Source organism: Ruegeria profundi, assembly GCF_049800715.1.
GTDB classification, from domain to species: Bacteria; Pseudomonadota; Alphaproteobacteria; order Rhodobacterales; family Rhodobacteraceae; genus Ruegeria; species Ruegeria profundi_A.
Map to the genome: position 1 here is coordinate 178783 of NZ_JBNAFO010000002.1, position 21985 is coordinate 200767.

Here is a 21985-nt window from a genome sequence, read left to right on the forward strand (position 1 = left end):
GTCTATCCGTCCTGACCGTCTGCAATCAAGTGCGGCATTGAAAACCCTCCCGCAGCGCCCTACACCCAAGGCATGGTTAAACCGTCCTTCAGCCACGTCACGCAATGGGTGTTCGATCTGGACAACACCCTCTACCCGCCACAGATGCGCCTGTTCGATCAGATCGAGGTGTTGATGACGGATTACGTCGTTCAAGCGATTGGCGTCGACCGGGCCGAGGCTGACCGTCTGCGCGGGCACTACTGGCGTGAATACGGAACCACTCTGGCTGGTTTAATGGCCGAGCATGATCTGGACCCCGACCCTTACCTGCATGCGGTTCACCAAGTCGACTTGAGCCATATGGACCCGGACACCGAACTGGCCGACCACATACGCGCCCTGCCCGGTCGCCGCATCGTCTACACCAATGGCAGCGCACCTTATGCCGAGCGCGTCCTTGAGGCGCGCGGGCTGAATGGTCTGTTCGATGCCATCTACGGGGTCGAGCATGCCGGATATCGTCCCAAACCCGAAAAGGCCGCGTTCGAAGCAATCTTTGCACAGGACGGAATCACAGCTGAGGCGGCCGCGATGTTCGAAGATGACCCGCGCAATCTGGCCGCTCCGCATGAGATGGGAATGCGCACGGTTCACGTCGCACCCGACCCGCATGATGCCGATCATATCCACCATCATACCGACGATCTGACCGCCTTCCTCGCCCGCCTGCGATAGGCTGTCACACTGCGACGATCTGTATATTCTGCAGCTGCAAAATCATCCCTATATGCCGGTCTGCGATGAACAGAACGGAGACCCCGATGACCGCGACCATGATGCCGCAGCGCCTGCCGATTTGGCAACGCCTTCTCTTTGCAATTCCCCTCTTTGGCTGGATGGCCCGCGACGTGGCCGATGGCCGCCCCGAGGATCTGGGCTATACCGCTGTTGCGATTGTCAGCATGTGGGGCTGTTCAGCATTGCTGTTTGGCCTGCCGGGCCTATACATCCCCGCATTGATGATGGTTCCGGTGATGTTTCTGGTCCTCATCCTGATTTCACGCGGCTGACACGCGGGACAGGATGTCGCTTGGCGCAGAGGCATGAACCGAACTAGGTTTTGCCGGGAACGGAGAAAGCGCCATGACAGACAGCTGTGACATCCTGATTTCCGGCGGCGGCATCGCCGGGCTGACCGCTGCCGCCGCATTCGGCGCCGCCGGGTTCAACGTGGTCTGCGTGGACCCAACACCACCGATCACCGAACGCGACGTGGATGGCTCCGACCTGCGGACCACCGCGTTTCTGCAACCCTCCCGCATTTTGCTTGAACAATGCGGATTGTGGGACCGGCTGGACAGCCACGCGGCCCCGCTGCAAGTTATGCGGATCGTCGACGCAGGCGGCGACATTCCCGAACCGCGCGTTGTGCGGGATTTCAACGCCTCGGACATTTCCGAGCAACCCTTTGGCTGGAATCTGCCCAACTGGCTGCTGCGGCGCGAGATGGTTGCCCACCTGTCGGAACTGCCCAATGTCGATTTCCGCCCCGGCACCGCGACGGTCAGCCTGTTCACTCGCACCGCCGAGGCCCGTGTGGGGCTGAGCGACGGCAGCCGCATCCGCTGCAAGTTGGTGATCGCCGCGGACGGGCGCGACTCACCGATGCGTGAAGCCGCCGGGATTTCCGTTCACACCACGCGTTACGGCCAAAAGGCCCTGGCCTTTGCGGTGACACACCCCATTGCGCATGAGAATGTCTCGACCGAGATCCACCGCTCTGGCGGGCCATTCACCCTGGTGCCCTTGCCCGATTGGCAGGGTCAAGCATCGTCGGCCATCGTCTGGATGGAGCGGGGCCCGTGCGCGGTCGAACTGCTGAACCTCGACGCGGACGCCTTTGAGGCCGCGATGACAGAACGCTCCTGCGGGTTGTTCGGACCTTTGAAGCTGGCCTCACGCCGCACAATCTGGCCGATCATCAGCCAATCCGCCGAACGGCTGTCGGGCGAACGTATTGCCCTGATGGCCGAAGCCGCGCATGTCGTGCCGCCCATCGGCGCGCAGGGTCTGAACATGTCATTGGGCGATCTGCGTACTCTGCTGGACCTCGCACAGGCCCGGCCAGAAGGTCTGGGCGACGCACAGATGCTTGAGGCCTACCACAAAGCCCGCCATACCGAGATCGAACTGCGGGTCAAAGGCATCGACCTTCTGAACCGCACCTCTATGCTTGAGGCGCGGCCCCTGAGGGACGCGCGTGCTATGGGCCTCAACGCGCTTTATTCCATGGCGCCGGTGCGCAAGACGTTGATGCAGATGGGCCTCGGCATGCGCTGAGGCCCTAGTGGCTTACAGAACCTGATCCAACACGCGCTTCAAACGCGCAATCGTACCATCGACGTCGTAGAGCTTGTCGAGACCGAACAGACCCAACCGGAAGGTGCTGAAACCGGCAGGCTCATCACATTGCAGAGGCACACCAGCCGCGATCTGCATCCCCAAAGCGGCGAATTTCTTGCCGTTCTGGATCTCGGGATCAGCCGTATAGCTGACCACAACGCCCGGAGCGCCAAAGCCTTCCGCCGCGACCGAAACGATGCCCTTGTCCTTCAGCATCGCGCGCACGCCATTTCCCAAGGCCCATTGCGCCTTACGCAGTTTCTCAAAACCGTAGTCCTGTGTCTCGGCCATCGTATCGCGGAACGCGCGCAGCGCGTCGGTTGGCATGGTCGCGTGATAAGCATGACCGCCGTCCTCATAGGCCTGCATGATCTGCCGCCACTTCTTGAGGTCGATGGCAAAGCTGTCGGACTGGGTGTCCTGCAACCGAGCCTCGGCCCGGTCCGAGAGCATGACCAAACCGGCACAAGGCGACGCGCTCCACCCTTTCTGGGGGGCCGAGATAAGCACATCCACACCGGTCGCCTTCATGTCGACCCACACGCAGCCTGACGCTATGCAATCCAGAACCATCAGCGCGCCGACCTCATGCGCGGCCGCAGCCATGGCCGAGACATAGTCATCCGGAAGAATCACCCCGGCCGAGGTTTCCACATGCGGGGCAAACACCACATCCGGGCGCTGCTCGCGGATCGCCGCAACCACATCGTCAATCGGTGCGGGCGCAAACGGCGAAGGACTGTCATTACCGGTCTCACGCGCCTTCATCACCGTGACCGATCCGGTCAGCGCGCCGTTTTCGATAATCTGGCTCCAACGGTAGGAAAACCACCCGTTGCGCACCACCAAGACATTGGCATCACGGGCAAATTGACGGGCCACGGCCTCCATCCCATAGGTGCCACCACCGGGGATGATGGCAACGCCATCCGCATTGTAGACCTGTTTCAGCATGCCCGAGATATCGCGCATCACCTGCTGAAAGCTTGCAGACATGTGATTCAGGGATCGGTCCGTGAACACAACCGAAAATTCTTCGAGGCCGTTTGGGTCGATGGAATCCAGCAAGGCGGGCATTTGATGTCCTTTCAATCAGTGTTGACGGCACCTTCAACACATTATCATTGCGGGTAAAGCGCATTTCCGACGAAAAGGTGACGCAAAGTCATCTTTGTTTTTCAGTAAAAATTAACCCTCAAACGCGCCAATATTTTAGTATTGACGCCAACTAGTATCACATACCCTTTACACTTCTGCGTGCTTCTGCCCAGATGCATACACTTTTAAAACGAAGGGAAATTAAAACCCGTGACTGCAAATAAGCGGATCAGCTTTCAGAGTGTTCGAGATGAGGTAAAGCGCAGGATCGAAAGCCGAATTTGGCCTCAGGGATCATTGCTGCCTACCGAGACCCAGCTGGCGGAAGAATTCAATTGCGCCCGCGCGACCGTCAACCGCGCCCTGCGCGAACTGGCCGATCAAGGGGTCGTCGAACGCAAACGCAAAAGCGGAACACGAGTCAAGAAAGAGCCCAGCAAACATGCCAAGCTGGAGTTTTCGTTGACTCGTCAGGTGGTTGAAAACCAGAACGCGGCGTATCGCTATGCCCTGGTCGAGCGCAACGTTGTCACCAGCCCCAGCTGGCTGGCATCGCAGCTCAGCGTCGCGCCAGATGCGCGCATCCTGCACGTCATTTGCATGCACTACTCCGACAACAGACCGTTTCAGTTAGAAGAGCGCTGGATCAACCTTGAAACCGTCCCCGAAGTCGAGCAGGCCGACCTGAGCGACAATGGCCCACATGAATGGCTACTGAATGCAGCGCCTTTCACCGATGCCGAGGTCGCCTTTTGCGCCGTGTCAGCCGACAGCCGGTTGGCCGAGTTCATGGGCACCACCGCAGGCACGTCGATGATTCAATTGGAGCGCACAACCTGGAAGGATGAAAAGCCCCTGACATTCGCGAGGATGACGCATCATCCGGGCTTCTGCATTCGCACCAAGTACTGATCCGGTTCAACCAATCGGTCCGGGTAAACGTTCTTCGCTGAGCAAGACATTTGCCTCGACATCGCCGGCACCCGGAAGGGTCATGATTCGCCGCCGCAGGACTCGTTCGAAGTCAGAGAGATCCCGCGCCACCACGCGCAGGCGGTAGTCGTATAACCCAAGAACATGCTCGACGGTTTGTACCTCGGGGATGGCGCTGACAGCGCGCTCAAAGTCCTCAAGGCTCACCTGCCCTTTTCGCGCCAGTTTAACTCCTAGGAAGACGGTGACGCCGAATCCTAAAGCCTCGGCATTCAGGCGTAGACGACGGCCTTTGATTACGCCCGCCTCTTCCAGCCTCCGAATGCGCCGCCATGTGGCGGGTTGCGACAGGTCCAGACGTCGCCCAAGTGCACCGGCACTTTGGGTTGCGTCGTGAACCAGCGCGCGCAGGATCTTGCGGTCGATCTCATCCAGCTCAATCATACTGGCAGCATCTCATCTCGTTTGAGGCGCGCGATGTGCATCAATGCCTCGATATCAGCGATATGCGGTAGGGTCAGAATGCGGTCCCTATAGACCTGCTGATAGTGCGCCATATCCCGCGCCAAAACCGAAAGGCGCACATCCACGCGGCCAAGGAAGGTCTGAATTTCGATCACCTCGGCAACCTCGCGCGCGGCCGCGGTGAATTCGTCAAATGCCCGAGCCTGCGTCTTGTCCAGTGTGATCCGCAACGAGACCTCAACCGCGTAGCCCAAGGCGACCCAGTCGATCACGGCCTCTTGGCCTTCGATCACCCCTGCCGCCTGCATCTTTTCTATGCGCCTCCAGCAAACACCCGAACTGATACGGCACCGTTCGGCAAGTTCGGCCGTTGTCAGGCTTGGCTCCGCCTGAAAATGGCGCAGTATCCGCCGATCAACATCATCAAGCATGATTTTTTTACTTTTTGCCAAACTGAGGAATTATTCTTCATCTTTATTACAAATACTCAATCTCAACCCTATCGCCAATACCAAAGGCTCAGGCTAAAAGCACAGTAATCGAAACAGAAAGGACCAGCGAAATGCGCGTCTATTACGATCGCGATTGCGACATCAACCTGATCAAAGACAAAAAAGTGGCCATCCTGGGCTATGGCTCGCAAGGTCACGCGCACGCGCTGAACCTGCGCGACTCGGGTGCGAAGAACCTGGTCGTCGCCCTGCGCGAAGGGTCGCCCTCGGCCAAGAAGGCCGAAGCTGAAGGTCTGGAGGTCATGGGTATCGCCGAAGCGGCAGCCTGGTGCGACGTCATCATGTTCACCATGCCCGACGAACTGCAGGCTGAGACCTACAAGAAATACGTGCATGACAACATCAAGCCGGGCTCGGCCATTGCCTTCGCGCACGGCCTGAACGTCCATTTCGGCCTGATCGAGCCGAAAGAAGGCGTCGACGTCATCATGATGGCTCCCAAAGGCCCCGGCCACACCGTGCGTGGCGAATACACCAAAGGTGGCGGCGTGCCTTGCCTTGTTGCCGTCAACAACGACGCAACCGGCAAAGCGTTGGAAATCGGTCTGTCCTACTGCTCGGCCATCGGTGGCGGTCGCTCGGGCATCATCGAGACCAACTTCCGTGAAGAATGCGAAACCGACCTGTTCGGCGAACAGGCCGTTCTGTGCGGTGGCCTGGTTGAGCTGATCCGCTGCGGCTTTGAAACTCTGGTCGAAGCGGGCTACGCGCCCGAAATGGCTTACTTCGAGTGCCTGCACGAAGTGAAGCTGATCGTTGACCTGATCTACGAAGGCGGCATCGCCAACATGGATTACTCGATCTCGAACACGGCTGAGTACGGCCAGTACGTCACCGGTCCGCGTATCCTGAAATACGACGAGACTAAAGCACGTATGAAAGAGGTTCTGAACGACATCCAGCAGGGCAAATTCGTTCGCGACTTCATGCTGGAAAATGCTGTTGGCCAGCCGACCATCAAAGCGTCGCGCCGTGCCAATGACGAGCACATGATCGAGGAAACCGGTGCCAAACTGCGCGCCATGATGCCCTGGATCTCGGCCGGTAAAATGGTCGACAAAGAAAAGAACTAAGCCCGGCACCCGTCGGCGAAAGGGCGGCCCATATGGCCGCCTTTTTTCATTTGAACCCGCGTAAAACTCGACCCATAAACGTCTGACTAAAATCGATTTTCTTACCAACCCATAGGTACTTCCATGGTGTCCCAGCCCACAAAACAGGATTGGATCGGCGTCTTCTCGCTTGGCCTTATCTGGGGCGGCACGTTCATGGTCGTGGCCATGGCGCTTGAGGGGTATGGCCCGATCACGGTTGCGACATCTCGCACCACGCTCGGCGCTTTGACGCTGCTCGTGCTGATGCAGATCACCGGGCGCCGGTTTCCAACCCTCACCCCGGCACTTGGCGGCTCAATCATCCTGATCGGCGTACTTTCGACTGCGATACCTTTCATGCTGCTCAGCTGGGGGCAGCAATTCGTACCATCGGCCTTTGCGGGCCTGTCGATGGCGGCGATCCCCTTGATGGTGCTCCCACTGGCGCATTTCTTCTCGGACGAACCGCTCAACCTGCGTCGATTTCTGGGGGTGTGCCTTGGGTTTTCCGGCGCATTGGTCCTGATAGGTCCGGGACTTTTGCAACTCGGTCAAGGAACCGAGCCGCTTGCGCAGATGGCCTGCATCACCGCCGCCTTGTGCTATGCGGTTTCATCCATACTGACGCGGCGGTGCCCCCCGATTGATCCAGTTGCACTGGCGGCCCTTACATTGCTGGTAGGCGCGGCGCTGCTGCTGCCGATCATGCTGATGACCGAAGGGCTGCCCGACTGGCAAGGAACCCGCCCCACTCTGGCGCTGATCGTACTGGGCCTAGTGCCCACAGCCTTGGCAAACCTCTTGCGCGTTTCGATCACACGCAGCGCGGGGTCGGTGTTTCTGACCCTCGTGAACTATCAAGTCCCTGTCTGGTCGATGGTTTTCGGAGCGTGGATTTTATCCGAGGCCCTGCCCCTGCGATTCTACATCGCACTGACCTTAATCCTGACGGGCATGGCCATCAGCCAGTGGTTCAGCCTGCGCAAAGCTCTGATGGGCCGCTAGGACGCCGCTGCCTCGACCTCGGCCACGATGCCATCAACCACCTGCGTCAACAGGGTGGCGTCCTCGCATTCAGCCATGACACGGATCAGAGGCTCGGTCCCTGACTTGCGGATCAGCAGACGACCCTGCCCGTTCAGGCGTGCTTCGGCATCGGCAATCGCGGCTTGCACACTGGCCACCTCAAGCGGCAGTTGACCCTGTTGATAGCGCACGTTCTTCAACAGCTGAGGCACCGTTTCAAATTGCTGCGCAAGCTCCGAGGCTTTACGTCCGCTCAGAACCATTTCGGATAAGAAATGCAGCCCAGCCATCAGGCCATCTCCGGTTGTGGCATAGTCGCTCATAACGATATGGCCGGATTGTTCGCCGCCAAGGTTGAAGCCGCCCTGGCGCATCCGTTCCACGACATAGCGATCCCCGACCGCCGTCCGCTCCAGCCGCAGACCTTGCCCTTGCAGATGCCGCTCCAACCCGAGGTTGGACATGACTGTCGCCACCAAGGCACCGCCACGCAGCTGTTCGGCCCGCGCCCAAGCCCCGGCCAACAGGGCCATCAGTTGATCGCCATCGGCAACCTTGCCATTTTCATCAATAACGACAACCCGATCCGCGTCGCCATCAAGACAGATACCAACATCCGCACCGTGCGAGACAACGGTTTCCGCAGCCACGCGCGGCTTGGTCGAACCACATTCGAGATTGATGTTTTTGCCGTTCGGCGACACGCCCATCGGGATGACTTCGGCGCCAAGCTCCCACAGGACTTCAGGCGCCGTTCGGTGGGCCGCACCATTGGCGCAATCGATCACCACTTTCAAACCGTCCAGTCGCACATCGCGCGGAAGCGAGGATTTGACCCGCTCGCCATATCGAAACCGTGCGTCATCTACGCGACGGGCGCGCCCGATATTCTGCGCCTGAGCGGGGCTAACGCCTTCTTCGATCAAACGCTCAATCTCAAGCTCGGCCTGATCTGAGAGTTTATATCCGTCAGGCCCGAAGAACTTGATGCCGTTATCTTCCGCTGGATTGTGGCTGGCCGAGATCATAACCCCCAGATCCGCACGCATGGATTGGGTCATCAGACCCACCGCAGGGGTCGGAACCGGACCCAACAGTAATACGTTCATACCGGTCGAAGTCAAACCCGCCGTCAGCGCGTTTTCCAGCATATAGCCGGACAGGCGCGTATCCTTGCCGATGACCACGCGGTGAACTCCGGTCGTGTCGCGCCGGAAATAGCGCCCGACCGCCGCACCTATGCGCAAGGCCATTTCTGCTGTCATCGGATGCGTATTGGCTGTGCCTCGCACACCGTCAGTTCCGAACAGCTTGCGCATAGTCGACTCTCCGTAAAATCTGCTTGTGACCGGATTAACGGACGGCAGCCCATAGGCGCAAGGCCTGAGCTGTCTCAGCCACGTCATGGACCCGAATGATCTGCACGCCCTGGGACAATCCGTCCAGAGCAACCGCGATTGACCCCGGCGCGCGCGCGGTTTTTCGCGGCTCCTGCCCGATGGAGCCGATAAAGCCCTTGCGCGAGACGCCCAGTAGAAGCGGGCAACCCAAACCGTGGAACAGGCTCAAGTTACGCAGCAGGGCCAGATTGTGATCCTCGGTCTTGCCGAAACCGATGCCCGGATCGACGATGATCAGATCCCGGTTCAGGCCCAACGCCTCAAGCCGTTCGATCTGACCGGCCAGAAAATCGTAGACATCCAGCACGACGTTTTCATAGACCGGGTTGTCCTGCATTGTCGCGGGATCGCCCTGCATATGCATGACGCAGACCGGCGCGCCCAGCCCTGCGCAGAACGGCGCAAGCTCCGGGTCGTACGTGAAGCCCGATACGTCATTGACCAGCCCCGCCCCGGCCTCACAGGCCGCTTCGGCCACAGCGGCCTTGCGGGTGTCGATTGAGATCAGCGCATTTGTTTCAGACCGGATCGCTTCGATCACCGGGCGGGTCCGGGTGATCTCTTCGTCTGCGGGCACGAAATCTGCACCGGGCCGTGTGGATTCTCCGCCGATATCCAGAATCGTGGCGCCGTGCGAGACCATCTCAATGGCCCCTGCCCGCGCCGCCTCGACCGAGCTGTGGATGCCACCGTCAGAGAAGCTGTCAGGCGTTGCGTTCAGGACGCCCATTATTTGAGGGCGTGCCATATCCAAACCGGACAGGGCCGCGCGCGGGCGGCTGAGACGCTGTAGCACATCCGCGGGGATATCCGCTGCGGCTACGACCTGAGACGCTCCATCGCGCGAAAGCGCTTCGGCATGAGTGAACCAGAGCGACTGCCCGGCCAGAGGCACCGCTTCATCCGGACGAGCCGTACCGTGCTGAACCAGCGGTCGGTAGTAGCGGCTCACAATTGTGCCTGATCAATGGCCACTGCACGCAGCGGCGTTTTCGGCTCTTTCGGCAATGCGCCTCCGATCACCATCATCTCGCTGGCCTCAAAGGTGGCGGCAAACCATGCCGCCAGCGCAACCGCGTCGGATGGCGCGGCCGAGGGGCCATCGACAGCATCCAAAACGATCTTTGACGGGGCCCAGACGCAAATCTGGCCGTTCTTCATCGCCCAATCCAGTTCGGTTCGGGTCGAAACGACCACGCAGCGATGATCGCGCGCGGCCAGAACCCACGCGTTCTGTTCGATCGACAAAAGGTCGATGCGGCGCTGGGTCATGGCGTGACCGGTCTGCGGCACCGGAAGGTCCGAGGCCCCGACACACAGGATCAAGGGACGCTGACGGTTTTCCAACTGATCGATCCAGCCGGTCAGGTTATCCGAGGCCATCGCCTCATTCGATAGATAAACAAGACGTGGATGAGGGCGTTCCTCTTCGACGACGTCGTGATGTACAGCGTCCTTGCCGCGCACTATCTCGACCCCGAGCGCACCGGGGCCACGATCCAGCTTTTCGATCCGGACAAACACTCGAACCGCTTGCGGCTCCAGCAGGATACGTTCGGCCACACGTTCGGCCAGCGTTTCCAATAGATTCAGACGCTCGGCCGCCAGTTCATAGGCAATTGCTTCGGTCACTCGGTCATAGGACAGGATACGATCCACATCATCGTCAATATCCGAGGTCAGCGGACGCACCTCAACCACGATATTAAAGCAGATACGCTGGGTTGTGCCGCGTTCGGCCTGAAAGGCACCGATCTCAACCTCGACAGTATGATCACGGAGCGAGATGCGATCCAAAGGCCCTCTGGGCGAGGTCGCCTCGGACCGTTCAGAGGGGTGCGCAAAAGCGAGGCGGATTTCAGAACTCATGGGTCAGGCCTTCTTGGGCTCGGTGAAACTTTCGCCCAGTCTAGGCGTTTCGAGGGCCTATAGCATTCATACAAACGCCATTCCAACCGCTGATTTCGACGCTTTTTCTGCGTGCAATGGTATACGCTGCGCCTTGAATTCAAGACGCAGCGCTAAACCTGCCTCAGTTGCTCGCAGTGCGGTAGTTGTGACGGTAGAAGATGTGAACACCAATCTTCGCCGTCTGTTTATAAACCCGCGCCCAGGACGGGCGGACCGCGGTGGTATGATAGTGGGTCGCCCCTTCAGTCAGCTCTTTGGCAACGCCATCCATCGCCGCGCGGGCGACTTTCGAGACACGCTCAAAGGCTTTCTTCTCGTGAATCACTTCCTTGCGGCCATCACATGTATAGGTGAACTGGCACTGGTACTTTTTGCCGGTCCCCTGACGGATCACACCGCAAAGACTGTCGGGAAAACGGCTGCTCTTGACCCGGTTCAGGATAACCTCGGCCACTGCAAACTGACCGCGCACGCTTTCGCCGCGGGCTTCAAAATACAGCGCCTCTGACAGGCATTTCCAGCCTTCATCTCCGGACGCTTTGGGCTGTTGGTCTAGCCAATCCTTGGAATAGGACACTTTGATCGGTTCCACCACTTTTCGCGGCTGGAACAATTTCAGATAGTCCCGAAAGCTCTGACCCGGCAATTCACTGCGGGCAACCAGTTCTTTCTTATTGGCATCCGTAGCTTCCCTCTCAGCGTAGGACGCACTCGGCAGCACGGTTGCCGCCAATGTGGCAACAGCCATTATGTAACGTAGCATCAGATAACCTCGCACAGGCACTTCACGCGCCAAACCCTCCCCCGGCGGGCGCGTCGAGGCATTTAGCGCAGTCTTGCGCAAAGGTCCAGATCAGAGGCAAATACAAGTGGAAATTCGCTCGTGGAGAAAAACAATTCCGCCACAAGTTCGCTTATTGACCACTAATCATTGGGTTTCAGGCTGCTGTCAACCCCCAAGTCTGGACGAAATCGCCAGTTGAGCGGCAGCCAGCCGAGCGACCGGTACCCGGAACGGAGAGCAGGACACATAGTCAAAGCCCAGATCGCGGCAAATGGCGATTGATTCGGGGTTTCCGCCGTGTTCTCCGCAGACCGAAAGGGTCACATCGGGCTGGGCCGCGCGCCCCCTCTCGGACCCGAGCTTGAGTAATTCGCCAACCCCGTCGGCGTCCAGAACATGGAACGGGTCCTCGGTGAAGACCCCCCGCCGGACATAGGCCGACATGAAACGCCCCGCGTCGTCGCGTGAAAGACCATAGGTCATCTGGGTCAGGTCGTTGGTTCCGAAACTTAAGAAAGCGGTGTTTGGTGCAATCTCTTCAGCACGCAGGCAGGCGCGTGGTGTTTCGACCATCACACCGAGGCGGTATTCGAACTCCTGCCCCTTTTCGGCAGCGACAGCGGCCGCCACTGAGTCGATGCGGGATTTGACCAACTCGACCTCTCGCTTGGCCGAAACCAGCGGGATCATCACCTCGGGTACAACCGGTGCACCGTTCTTGCGGGCCTCCAGAGTGGCTTCAAAAATCGCGCGGGCCTGCATGTCGTAGATTTCGGGCACTGTAACGCCCAGGCGAACCCCGCGCAGACCCAGCATTGGGTTGTATTCGGTCATCGCAGAGACGCGACGCTCCACATCCGAGACAGGCAGATCCAGCGCTTCGGCCAGTTCGCGCTGGCCGCCGCGGGTGGTGGGCAGGAATTCGTGCAGCGGCGGGTCAAACAGGCGAATGCAGACCGGTTGCCCCTCCATGATACGGAAAAGCTGAACGAAATCGTCGCGCTGCATGGGCAGCAAACGCTCCAACACGGCCGCTCGACCGGATGAGGTCTGGGCAAAGATCATCTCGCGCATCACGATCAAGCGGCCAGGATCAAAGAACATGTGCTCGGTCCGGCACAGGCCGATGCCCTGCGCTTGAAAATTCCGCGCGGTCTGCGCATCCGCAGGGGTATCGGCATTGGCGCGGATTTCGATGTCCCGCTCGGCATCCGCCCAGCCCATAAGAGTCTGGAAACAGTCGTCCAGCGCGGCCTCGAGCATCTCGGGCTGCCCCGCCAGAACCTGCCCCGAGCTTCCGTCGATCGTCAGAACGTCACCGGTCTTGAACACTCGCCCATCCGGGGTCGTCAGCATTTTCTTCTTGGTCTGGAACCGCATCTCTGACGCGCCGACAATGCAGGGCAGCCCCAAACCCCGCCCAATCACGGCGGCATGGCTGGTCATCCCGCCCTTTTCGGTCAGTACGGCAACGGCGGCATGCATGCCCCGCACATCCTCGGGCGAGGTTTCGCGGCGCACCAGAACACAGGCCTCGCCCCGCGCGGCGCTGGCTTGCGCCTCGGCGGCCGTAAACACGATCTTGCCGGTCGACGCCCCCGGACTTGCGCCAATCGCGGTGGTCAGCACATCCCGTTCTGCCTCGGGGTGGACCTGCCGGTGCAGCAGTTCGTTCAGTGCATGAGGGTCCACGCGCATCACCGCCTCTTGTGGCGGGATGATACCGTCTTCAGCCAGCCGCACCGCAATCCGCATAGCCGCGCGCGAGGTCCGCTGAACACGCACGCCGTCCAGAATATGCACATTGCCGTTCTGGATCACGAATTCGACCTGCATTTCCTCGCGCAGCTTCTCGCGCATCAAAGCAGCCTGGGACTTTAGATCGGCAAATGCGTTGGGCGCCACTTCTTCCAGAGACGGACCCCTCGGGTCTTTCTCAAGATACAACGCCGAGACATCTTCGCCTAACGCATCCCGTCCCTGGCTCTGGCTCAGATACCGGCCGGTGATCTGAGGCATACCGGTTGTCGGATCCACCAACTGCAATACACCCGATCCGCATTCGCCCTGTCCGACGCCCGGTATCATCTCTTGGATGACGAGCCCCAATCCCGCATCCGCCGGAGCCCCCTTCGCCTGACGCAACAGGCGCGCCGAGGTGCCATCCCATGCCCGCGCCATCGAGCGCAGAACGCCAATCAACTGCTCACCACGATCCTCGGGGAAAACCTCATCGGTCTCATCCTCATAGGCGTGCAGAGTGCGCTTCAGCCCCGCGACACCGTCCTCGTCGATCTCGTCGAACACATCCGCATCCAGACGCGCCACATGGATCGCGTAGCTTTGCACAAAGCGCAAATACATGGCTGCGGCAAGCTCATCGCCCATCGAGTTCGACAGCTCGGCAAACCGCGCCTCGTTCATGCCGATATTCAGAACCGCGCCTGGGCCGCCCCAATCGGGGTCCTCGGAACTGGGACGCACACACAACAAGGCCGTCGGCTCGAATTGCTCAAGAATTGCGGCCAGATCGGGGATTTGTCCTTCGGCAATGCGCTGCACCGCGTCAAAAGACAACGCGACCGTGCGCGGCACCGGCATCTCCAACCGGACCAGACGTTGCAGGCACTTTGCCCGCCCCCCATGGGTGTGCGGGGCAACGGGCGCGGTGGACGTGATGAGCGTGGTATGCGGATTATTCTGCACTGCGGCACCTTTTGGTTTCACCGCAGCATAGGCCCCTGCGCCCGTCGCGCAAGGGTGATCTGGGCGCGCAAATCCGCGAGCCCGGACCTTTAGCCTTCGATCTTGGTCAGATCGGCAACGCTGGAACAGACCGAGCGGATCTGGCTGAGCAAGTTCAGGCGGTTGCGACGCAGGATGTCATTGTCGGTGTTGACCTGCACATCCTCAAAGAACGCATCCACTGGCCCACGCAACGCGGCCATGGCCGCCATGGCGGTTGGGAAATCCTCGGCCCTGAGCGCCGGATCAATCTGGGCCTGCGCCGCGTCAAGCGCCGAGAACAGAGCCTTTTCGCTGTCCGTCTCGGCGAATTTCACATCCGCACCGTAGGAGTACTCGACCCCGTCCTTCTCTTCGGCCTGCGTCAGGATGTTGTTGGCCCGCTTGAACCCCTGCACGAGGTTTTCCCCATCCTCGGTCGCGATCACTGCGTTCAGTGCGCGGGCGCGTTTGACCAGCAGGTTGAGGTCATCATTGCCGTCCATCGCGATACAGGCGTCGATGACGTCGTGACGGATGCCCTCATCTCGGAGGAAGACTTTGAGGCGGTCGTGGAAAAACGACAGAAGATCGTCAGATGCATCTGGGACCTTTTTCTCAAGTTCAAGAAAAGCTGCCGCAGGCAAATCATCTACTCGATCTCTGACCGTCTGGAATGCTGCACCAAAGACACCTCGCTCTGCGATTTCTTCCAATAGATCAAGAACGTTAGCCTCCGGTAGCGCCTCATTGATTGCGCTTTCTGCTCGTATCAGTTGGCTGTCAAAGAACCGATCCAAAGACAGCCGCAGATCGTTTTCGAGAATCAATCGAGTTACACCCAAAGCAGCACGACGCAGAGCAAACGGGTCTTTCGAGCCGGTCGGCTTCTCATCAATCGCCCAGAACCCGGTCAGCGTGTCCAGCTTGTCGGCCAGCGCCACGGTCACCGAAAGCGGTGCGGTCGGCACGTCATCTGACGGGCCAAGCGGTGAGTAGTGATCCTGTGCCACAGCGGCCACGGCGGCGTCCTCGCCTGCTGCTTCGATGTAATAGCGGCCCATAAGACCCTGAAGTTCGGGGAATTCATAGACCATCTCAGAGCTCAGATCGGCCTTTGCCAGACGCGCGGCTTTCTCTGCCTGATCGGCATCTGCTCCGGTCACAAGCGCCAGTTCACGGGCCAGCGCGGCGATGCGTTCGATCCGTTCGGCCTGTGTGCCTAGCTTGTTGTGAAAGGTCACATTCTCCAGCGCGCGGGTCCATTGGGCGATGTCCGATTTGGCAACGCGCAGGTCATTTTCCCAGAAGAACTTGGCATCCGCCAGACGGGCCGAAAGGACCTTCTGGTTCCCGGCCAGAATCGTCGCGCCATTGTCGGCAGTTTCGCGGTTGGCGACGGTAATGAAGCGCTCGATCCGGCCGGTTTTGGGGTTCCTCACGGAAAAGAACTTCTGATGCTCTTTCATTGAGGTCTGCAGCACCTCGGGCGGCAGGTCGAGGAATTCGTCGTCGATCTGCCCCATCAGCACTACGGGCCATTCGACCAGACCAGCGACCTCGGCCAGCAGGCCCTTGTCGTCGACCACTTCCAGACCGGCGGCAAAAGCCATGTTCTGGGCGTCGTTCCAGATATGCTCGGCGCGTTCCTCGGGCGACAGGACCACGAAGGCGCGTTTCAGCTTGGCGGCGTAATCCTCGAAGGAGATGACGGCAAAACGGTTCGGGGCCATGAACCGGTGGCCCTCGGTCGTGTCACCAGAGGTGACGCCTTCGACCTCAAGCGGAACGACTTGCGCGCCCGCTTCATCGGTCAGAATGCACAGGATCGAGTGCAAAGGCCGCACCCATCGCATCGGGCCAGAGCCCCAACGCATAGACTTGGGCCATGGGAAGTTGCGGATCGTGGCCTCAAGCACTTCGGCCACGATCTCTGCCGCCCGGCGTCCGGGCTTTTCGATCTGGGCGAAATAGACCGCACCTTTGGGGGTGTCGCGTTCCTCTAGCTGGTCGCGGGTCAAGCCAGCGCCGCGCAGGAAGCCTTCGATCGCTTTGTCGGGCGCGCCGACCTTGGGGCCTTTGCGTTCCTCGCGGATCGTGGGGCTCTCGGCCAGCAGCCCTTCGACCGCCAAGGTCAGGCGGCGCGGCGTGGTCAGGGCGGCGGCAGAGGCATAGGTCAAACCGGCCTCGACCAAACCATCGGTGATCCGCTTTTTCAGGTCCTCACCCGCGCGGGTCTGCATACGCGCGGGGATCTCCTCGGAAAACAGTTCGATCAGCAGGTCGGGCATTTTCGGTCCTTAGAAATTTACGATCGTCTGGATGACGATGGCATTGGCGATATCCACAAAGAATGCGGATACAAGGGGCAGCACGATAAAGGCAATAGGCGATGGTCCATATCGCTTGGTTACTGCAGTCATATTCGCGATAGCGGTGGGTGTTGCACCCAAAGCGAAACCTCCGAACCCCGCGGCCAGCACAGCGGCGCGGTAGTTTGAGCCCATGACCGGGAACAGCACCCACAGCACAAAAACCACTGTGAACAGAGTCTGGGCGGACATGATGACGACGATGGCCATGCCAAGCTCGGCGATGGTCCAAAGCTGAAGGCTCATGAGTGACATCGCCAAAAACGCGCCCAAGGCAAATTCCGAGATCAACGCCAGCGATGGCGTGCGCGATACCGGAGGGGCCGCAGGTGCCACCAAGGCACGTACATTGGCGATGACGATTCCCATGATCAGACAAGGCACAAACAGCGGCAGCTTGAGACCGGCTGCCGAGATCGCTTCGTTCAGAGAATAGCCTGCAATGATCGCAAGGTTTAGATGCAGCAAAACGCGCATGATCGACAGGTGGTCGATATCAAGCGCCCTGCCTTCTGTTTCATCCGGCAGTCCGACACTTGGCCCTTCATCTGGACGTTCGGGGCTGAGATTGCGCCCTTCAACCAGCAAACGCGCAATCGGTCCACCAACCAGGGCGGCCAGAACCAAACCCAGCGTTGCAACGGCAACCCCCAGCTCGGTGGCGCTTTCCAACCCTGTCGCCCTAGCAACTTCGGGCGCCCAAGCGATCGCAGTCCCGTGACCGCCGATCAACGCCGCCGAGCCGAACAGAACACCCGCCTGCGCCGGGTAGCCGAACATGGAAGCGCCAGCCGCACCGATCACGTTTTGCGCAACAATCGTCACAAGGGTCAGGATCAGAAGCAAAAACAGCGGCTTGCCGCCCGAAATCAGGTCAGACAGACGTGCATTCAATCCGATCCCGGCAAAAAACACGACCAGTAGAAAATCCCGTGTTCCCAGCTCGAACGACAGTTCAAGATCGAATATCAAATACAGCGCGAGAACGGCGAATGAGGCCAGCAACCCTCCGGTGACGGGCTCGGGGATGTTGAAATTGCGAAGTACGGCGACGCGATCATTGATCCGTGCGCCAAGCAGATAAACGGCAAAACCTAAGGTCGCCGTCAGAAAATCGGGGATTTCGACGACGTGTTGCACGGCGGTCTCCTTACTGCTGCGGTCTGGGTGGGCATTCCTCGCCCACTACAGTGCCATCATAGGCTTTTTCACCGCAATTGTTCAGGGAATGCCAAACAAAGCCGCGCCCATCTTCGGTGATCGCGACGATGCGGTCGACCCCGTAGTGTATATTCTTCGCGCTGATGTAGGCCTGCGCCTGCCCGGATTTCAGCGCTTCGGCTACGGCGACCGCATCGTAGCAATCGAACCAACCCGGAGCCGTCAGGGGTTCTGCATTATCAACCGGTATGAAGTCGGACAACTGTTCCTCCGATAGATCCGTGTTGAAACAGGCCCGATACCGGATCGGAGAGCTATCGGCATCAATTGCCTGAAACGAAGAATAGGCAATCGGCTGCGGAGTCTCACCGCCCACAGGCAAGAGGGCGACGTCCTGTCCGGGCTTGGGTTCGACCTCATAATAAAAGCCGTAGACTTGCAGGTAATACATGCCCGCCCCGGCCAGCACAGCCGAAAGCCCTAGAATGATCGCAAGCAATTTTCCTGTCATTGTCTTAGGCTGCCTCTTTCAAGTTCCTGAAAAATAGGACAGGTTTCGCAGTGAAGATTGATACCAAAAGGGTGTTTTCATGGAATCGACCCTCGCCGTTGGGTTCTTTGGTGCGCTGTTTGCGATCATGAACCCGATCACCAACCTGCCTGTGTTCCTGAGTGTTACGCAGGACCTGCCCCCTGCGGATCAACGTAAAGTCGCAGTTAAAACCGCGCTCTACTGCCTGGTCCTGGGCGGCGCGTTCGCAGCCATTGGCAGTCAGACGCTGAGCTTGTTCGGAATCAGCGTGGACCATCTGCGTGTCGCCGGAGGGTTGGTTGTACTGATGATCGGCCTGAATATGCTGAACGGCAACGAAAGCACCTCGCATCACGGAACGGACGGAGAAAAAGAGGCCTATCCTGCGCCTGACACAGTCGCGTTCTATCCGCTGGCCTTTCCCATTCTGGTTGGCCCGGGCACGATCACGACCCTGATCCTGTACGCGCATCACGTCAACAAGCCGCTTGAAGCTGTTGTTTTCGCCGGTGTATTCTTGACCGTCGTCGCCTTGCTTCTGGTAACCTTCTGGAATGCCCCATGGCTGTCCAAACGTCTTTCGAGCAACGCACGCGTCATCATGAGCCGCTTCATGGGTATGATCCTGTCGGCCATCGCCATCGGCATGATTTCTGACGGCCTCAAGGCATTGCTGCCCGGATTGGCCTGAACGCTGCATCAGGCCTCGTACCCGGCGGCCTCGGTCAGAACGAACGCATCCGCGCATTGCTTGGCCAGCGCCCGGACGCGGCCGATATAGGCCTGCCGTTCGGTTACCGAGATCACCCCGCGCGCGTCCAGCAGGTTGAAGATGTGGCTGGCCTTAATGCACTGATCATAGGCCGGGTGCGCCATCACGATGCGCTTGCCTGTTTTCGGATCATCATGCCGTTGCGCCAGAATGGTGGCGCATTCGGCCTCGGCCTCTTCGAAATGACGCAGCAGAACTTCGGTGTTGGCCACATCAAAGTTCCAACGGGCGTATTCCTCTTCGGTCTGCTTGAAGATGTCACCGTATGTCAGCGGGCTGGGGGACTGAGGGTCGTTGAACGGCATGTCCATCACGTGGTCGATGCCCAGCACATACATCGCCAGACGCTCCAGACCATAGGTCAGCTCACCGGAGACCGGCGTGCAATCATGACCACCGACCTGTTGGAAATAGGTGAACTGGCTGACTTCCATACCGTCGCACCAGACCTCCCACCCAAGACCCCATGCGCCGAGGGTCGGGCTTTCCCAGTCGTCCTCGACAAAACGGATGTCGTGCAGCTCCATATCGATACCGATGGCCTCGAGGCTGCCCAGATACAGCTCTTGCAGGTCTGGCGGGCTGGGTTTGATCAGAACCTGATACTGATAGTAGTGCTGCAGACGGTTCGGGTTCTCACCATACCGCCCGTCGGTTGGACGGCGCGAGGGTTGGACATAGGCCGCGGCCCATGCCTTGGACCCGAGCGCGCGCAGGGTTGTCGCCGGGTGGAACGTCCCTGCCCCAACCTCCATGTCATAAGGCTGCAGAATCGCACAGCCTTTCGAGGCCCAATAGGTCTGAAGCCGCAGGATGATCTCTTGAAAAGAACGAGGTGCGCTGGACTGATCGGTCATGACATTCCCTTTGGGCGCGCCTGCGCCCGGTTCCGATGGGTTTGGCCCTTCCTATGCAAGGGGCCGAAGGGCGTCAACGGGCCAATGGGTCCTTGCTGTATCTGCGCTGCCACACCGCAAATTCCCCGCATTCCCACCATGGCTTTCGCCACCCGAAATCGGGTATTCTGAGCAAAAGCATCAAAACTGCATAAACGGGCAGAAAATGACACGAGTATTTACGGCAATTTTATTGCTTCTTTTGGTCGGCCTACGCGCCGCAACCGCCCAGCAAGATCAGGGTGTCTGGGTTCAGGTCGAGGCGCAGCCATCCCTGCGTGAGGCACAGGATCGTGCACAGGATTACGCCCGCGCGCTGCCCGACGTGAACGGCTTTCGCCTGGGCAGCGGCTGGTATGCCATTGTTATCGGCCCCTACCTACGCAGCGACGCAGAACAAGTGCTGCGGGTTTACCGCGCCGAAGGGCAAATCCCACGCGACAGTTTCATCACCTTCTCAAGTTCCCTGCGGCAGCAGTACTGGCCGATCGGTGCAAATGTGCTGAACCGTGGCACCCTTGCCCCACCGGTCGAACCCGAACAGCTCACTGTCGACACGCTGTCAGACGCGACCCCGCAGCCGTCGGATGAAACCCGCTCGCAGGCGTTGCAATCCGAACGTTTGCTCACGTCGCAGGAACGCAAGGACCTGCAGACTGCACTTCAGGCCGCGGGGTTCTATAACTCGACCATAGACGGAGCCTTCGGCCAAGGCACGCGCCGTTCCATGGCCGACTGGCAAAGCTTCAACGGATATGAGGCGACCGGCGTTCTGACCACTGTCCAGCGCGCCGCATTGATCGAGGACTATAACGCGCCGCTGATCAGCGTTGGAATGGCGCAATACACCGACGATCAGGCCGGGATTTCGGTCGATCTGCCGCTGGAGGCCATCGCCTTTGATCGTTATGAGGCCCCTTTCGCCCATTTCAAAAGCAACTCTGACCTGAACGCACAGGCGCTGTTGATCAGTCAGGAGGGCGGCAAACCCACCCTGCGCGCGCTTTATGAGGTGATGCAGTCGTTGGAAATCGTGCCGCTTGTCGGCCCACGAGAGCTGCGCGGTGATCGCTTTACTCTGGAAGGGCGCGGCAAAGGCATCGTCTCTTACACCGAAGCGGCGCTGAAGGATGGCAAGATCAAAGGCTTCACGCTGGTCTGGCCCGAGGGCGATGAGGCCCGCCGCGCCCGAGTTCTGGCGGCGATGAAGGCCAGCTTTGCCACCACAGATGCGGTTCTGGATTCCAGCGCAGGCGCAGATGCTGAGCAGCGCGTCGATCTGGTCTCGGGCCTTCAGATTCGCAAACCGCGCCTGTCTCGTTCGGGCTTCTTTGCGGATGCGTCCGGCACTGTCCTGACCGTATCCGAGGCCGCCGACAGCTGCAGCCGCGTCACGCTGGACGGCGATCAGGAGCTTCAAGTGGCCTGGACGGATGCCGATCTAGGTGTTTCCGTCCTGCGCCCGCGCAAGTCGCTGGCCCCGATCAACGTGGCCGAGTTCCGCGCGGACCAGCCGCGCATTCAGTCCGAGGTCGCTGTCTCTGGGTTCTCTTACGAAGGGGCCTTGGGGGCACCGACGCTGACCTTCGGTCAGATCGCGGACGTGCGCGGCTTGAACGGTGAAGCCGGTGTGAAACGCCTCGCTCTGGCCGCCCAACCGGGAGATGCCGGTGGTCCGGTCTTTGACGACAGTGGCAGCGTGGTTGGCATGCTTCTGCCCACCCCGTCCGAGGGCCGCACCCTGCCCGGCTCGGTCAGTCTTGCGGTTTCGACCCAAGGGCTGAACGACGTTCTGACCCAAGCGGGTATCTCGGGCCAAGCGGCGCAAGAAACGGCTGAGATCTCACCCAATGAGCTGAGCCGCCGCGCCAATGGGATGACCGTTCTGGTGCATTGCTGGGACTAACAATGTCCCCAAAC

General features: G+C 59.7%; 20 protein-coding genes. 8 read left to right on the top strand and 12 right to left on the bottom strand.

Translation table 11 applies throughout. The features are described 5' to 3' along the window. Positions 1-72 precede the first annotated feature (72 nt). The 3 genes from ACP15L_RS04740 to ACP15L_RS04750 all read left to right on the top strand — a co-directional run bounded on the left by ACP15L_RS04740 (position 73) and on the right by ACP15L_RS04750 (position 2322). Entirely contained in the window at positions 73-717 is a 645-nt protein-coding gene (locus ACP15L_RS04740) for a pyrimidine 5'-nucleotidase (RefSeq protein ID WP_425083323.1), read from the top strand. Positions 718-803: 86 nt separating this feature from the next. Next, positions 804-1052 carry a hypothetical protein gene (locus ACP15L_RS04745; RefSeq protein ID WP_170638952.1) on the top strand — a complete coding sequence of 83 codons (249 nt, stop codon included), beginning with the start codon at positions 804-806 and terminating at the stop codon, positions 1050-1052. Between the two features lie 73 nt (positions 1053-1125). Further along, on the top strand, positions 1126-2322 hold the full coding sequence (locus ACP15L_RS04750) for a UbiH/UbiF family hydroxylase (RefSeq protein WP_425083324.1): 1197 nt from the start codon (positions 1126-1128) through the stop codon (positions 2320-2322). Positions 2323-2334: 12 nt separating this feature from the next. Here the strand turns inward: ACP15L_RS04750 and ACP15L_RS04755 are convergent, their stop codons facing one another. After that, complete coding sequence (locus ACP15L_RS04755) at positions 2335-3462, bottom strand: aminotransferase class V-fold PLP-dependent enzyme (RefSeq protein ID WP_425083325.1); 1128 nt, start codon at positions 3460-3462, stop codon at positions 2335-2337. Positions 3463-3693: 231 nt separating this feature from the next. On the opposite strand from ACP15L_RS04755, the gene ACP15L_RS04760 reads away from it, so the two are divergent. After that, positions 3694-4395 (top strand): GntR family transcriptional regulator, encoded by a 702-nt coding sequence (locus ACP15L_RS04760; protein WP_425083326.1) that lies wholly within the window; start codon positions 3694-3696, stop codon positions 4393-4395. 6 nt (positions 4396-4401) lie between these two features. Here ACP15L_RS04760 and ACP15L_RS04765 read toward each other — a convergent pair whose 3' ends face one another. Both ACP15L_RS04765 and ACP15L_RS04770 read right to left on the bottom strand, forming a co-directional pair. Then, on the bottom strand, positions 4402-4860 hold the full coding sequence (locus tag ACP15L_RS04765; RefSeq protein WP_425083327.1) for an Lrp/AsnC family transcriptional regulator: 459 nt from the start codon (positions 4858-4860) through the stop codon (positions 4402-4404). Then, positions 4857-5312 carry an Lrp/AsnC family transcriptional regulator gene (locus ACP15L_RS04770; RefSeq protein WP_425083328.1) on the bottom strand — a complete coding sequence of 152 codons (456 nt, stop codon included), beginning with the start codon at positions 5310-5312 and terminating at the stop codon, positions 4857-4859. Before ACP15L_RS04770 ends, ACP15L_RS04765 begins: the two co-directional genes overlap by 4 nt. A gap of 131 nt (positions 5313-5443) precedes the next feature. On the opposite strand from ACP15L_RS04770, the gene ilvC reads away from it, so the two are divergent. Both ilvC and ACP15L_RS04780 read left to right on the top strand, forming a co-directional pair. Continuing rightward, on the top strand, positions 5444-6466 hold the full coding sequence (ilvC, locus tag ACP15L_RS04775; protein WP_170457922.1) for a ketol-acid reductoisomerase: 1023 nt from the start codon (positions 5444-5446) through the stop codon (positions 6464-6466). Between the two features lie 123 nt (positions 6467-6589). Beyond that, complete coding sequence (locus tag ACP15L_RS04780; RefSeq protein ID WP_425083329.1) at positions 6590-7492, top strand: DMT family transporter; 903 nt, start codon at positions 6590-6592, stop codon at positions 7490-7492. On the opposite strand, the gene glmM is transcribed toward ACP15L_RS04780, so the two are convergent. From glmM to ACP15L_RS04820, 8 genes are all read right to left on the bottom strand, one after another. Continuing rightward, the gene (gene glmM, locus ACP15L_RS04785; protein ID WP_425083330.1) at positions 7489-8832 is read right to left on the bottom strand and encodes a phosphoglucosamine mutase; all 1344 of its coding nucleotides are present in this window, start codon (positions 8830-8832) and stop codon (positions 7489-7491) included. The two genes, ACP15L_RS04780 and glmM, sit on opposite strands and share 4 nt — an antisense overlap. 34 nt (positions 8833-8866) lie before the next feature. Next, on the bottom strand, positions 8867-9865 hold the full coding sequence (folP, locus tag ACP15L_RS04790; protein ID WP_425083331.1) for a dihydropteroate synthase: 999 nt from the start codon (positions 9863-9865) through the stop codon (positions 8867-8869). Next, positions 9862-10782, bottom strand: a complete 921-nt coding sequence (locus ACP15L_RS04795) for a dihydroneopterin aldolase (RefSeq protein ID WP_170470064.1) — start codon at positions 10780-10782, stop codon at positions 9862-9864. Before ACP15L_RS04795 ends, folP begins: the two co-directional genes overlap by 4 nt. A gap of 163 nt (positions 10783-10945) precedes the next feature. Beyond that, the gene (locus ACP15L_RS04800; protein WP_170638959.1) at positions 10946-11587 is read right to left on the bottom strand and encodes a cell wall hydrolase; all 642 of its coding nucleotides are present in this window, start codon (positions 11585-11587) and stop codon (positions 10946-10948) included. Positions 11588-11773: 186 nt separating this feature from the next. Beyond that, positions 11774-14335: a putative PEP-binding protein gene (locus tag ACP15L_RS04805; protein ID WP_425083332.1), complete on the bottom strand. Its 2562-nt coding sequence runs from the start codon at positions 14333-14335 to the stop codon at positions 11774-11776. 68 nt (positions 14336-14403) lie between these two features. Then, complete coding sequence (glyS, locus tag ACP15L_RS04810) at positions 14404-16623, bottom strand: glycine--tRNA ligase subunit beta (protein ID WP_425083333.1); 2220 nt, start codon at positions 16621-16623, stop codon at positions 14404-14406. A 9-nt stretch (positions 16624-16632) separates the two neighbouring features. After that, entirely contained in the window at positions 16633-17844 is a 1212-nt protein-coding gene (gene gltS / locus ACP15L_RS04815; RefSeq protein WP_425083334.1) for a sodium/glutamate symporter, read from the bottom strand. A gap of 10 nt (positions 17845-17854) precedes the next feature. Then, complete coding sequence (locus ACP15L_RS04820) at positions 17855-18376, bottom strand: DUF6446 family protein (protein WP_425083335.1); 522 nt, start codon at positions 18374-18376, stop codon at positions 17855-17857. A gap of 79 nt (positions 18377-18455) precedes the next feature. Here ACP15L_RS04820 and ACP15L_RS04825 point away from each other — a divergent pair, with 79 nt between their 5' ends. Further along, positions 18456-19088 (top strand): MarC family protein, encoded by a 633-nt coding sequence (locus tag ACP15L_RS04825; protein ID WP_170765649.1) that lies wholly within the window; start codon positions 18456-18458, stop codon positions 19086-19088. 8 nt (positions 19089-19096) lie between these two features. Here the strand turns inward: ACP15L_RS04825 and ACP15L_RS04830 are convergent, their stop codons facing one another. Further along, the gene (locus ACP15L_RS04830) at positions 19097-20026 is read right to left on the bottom strand and encodes a glycine--tRNA ligase subunit alpha (RefSeq protein ID WP_425083336.1); all 930 of its coding nucleotides are present in this window, start codon (positions 20024-20026) and stop codon (positions 19097-19099) included. Between the two features lie 205 nt (positions 20027-20231). Between ACP15L_RS04830 and ACP15L_RS04835 the strand changes: the two genes are divergently transcribed. Continuing rightward, the gene (locus tag ACP15L_RS04835) at positions 20232-21971 is read left to right on the top strand and encodes a serine protease (protein ID WP_425083337.1); all 1740 of its coding nucleotides are present in this window, start codon (positions 20232-20234) and stop codon (positions 21969-21971) included. The last annotated feature ends 14 nt before the right edge of the window (positions 21972-21985 follow it).

Bases quoted from the DNA above. Each gene is read 5' to 3' on its own strand.
- ACP15L_RS04745 (WP_170638952.1), top strand. From the start codon at position 804: ATGACCGCGACCATGATGCCGCAGCGCCTGCCGATTTGGCAACGCCTT.
- ACP15L_RS04750 (WP_425083324.1), top strand. From the start codon at position 1,126: ATGACAGACAGCTGTGACATCCTGATTTCCGGCGGCGGCATCGCCGGG.
- glyS (WP_425083333.1), bottom strand. From the start codon at position 16,623: ATGCCCGACCTGCTGATCGAACTGTTTTCCGAGGAGATCCCCGCGCGT.
- ACP15L_RS04780 (WP_425083329.1), top strand. From the start codon at position 6,590: ATGGTGTCCCAGCCCACAAAACAGGATTGGATCGGCGTCTTCTCGCTT.
- ACP15L_RS04820 (WP_425083335.1), bottom strand. From the start codon at position 18,376: ATGACAGGAAAATTGCTTGCGATCATTCTAGGGCTTTCGGCTGTGCTG.
- ACP15L_RS04800 (WP_170638959.1), bottom strand. From the start codon at position 11,587: ATGCTACGTTACATAATGGCTGTTGCCACATTGGCGGCAACCGTGCTG.
- ACP15L_RS04835 (WP_425083337.1), top strand. From the start codon at position 20,232: ATGACACGAGTATTTACGGCAATTTTATTGCTTCTTTTGGTCGGCCTA.
- ACP15L_RS04795 (WP_170470064.1), bottom strand. From the start codon at position 10,782: ATGAGTTCTGAAATCCGCCTCGCTTTTGCGCACCCCTCTGAACGGTCC.
- ilvC (WP_170457922.1), top strand. From the start codon at position 5,444: ATGCGCGTCTATTACGATCGCGATTGCGACATCAACCTGATCAAAGAC.
- ACP15L_RS04755 (WP_425083325.1), bottom strand. From the start codon at position 3,462: ATGCCCGCCTTGCTGGATTCCATCGACCCAAACGGCCTCGAAGAATTT.
- glmM (WP_425083330.1), bottom strand. From the start codon at position 8,832: ATGCGCAAGCTGTTCGGAACTGACGGTGTGCGAGGCACAGCCAATACG.
- ACP15L_RS04770 (WP_425083328.1), bottom strand. From the start codon at position 5,312: ATGCTTGATGATGTTGATCGGCGGATACTGCGCCATTTTCAGGCGGAG.
- ACP15L_RS04765 (WP_425083327.1), bottom strand. From the start codon at position 4,860: ATGATTGAGCTGGATGAGATCGACCGCAAGATCCTGCGCGCGCTGGTT.
- ACP15L_RS04825 (WP_170765649.1), top strand. From the start codon at position 18,456: ATGGAATCGACCCTCGCCGTTGGGTTCTTTGGTGCGCTGTTTGCGATC.
- ACP15L_RS04740 (WP_425083323.1), top strand. From the start codon at position 73: ATGGTTAAACCGTCCTTCAGCCACGTCACGCAATGGGTGTTCGATCTG.
- ACP15L_RS04830 (WP_425083336.1), bottom strand. From the start codon at position 20,026: ATGACCGATCAGTCCAGCGCACCTCGTTCTTTTCAAGAGATCATCCTG.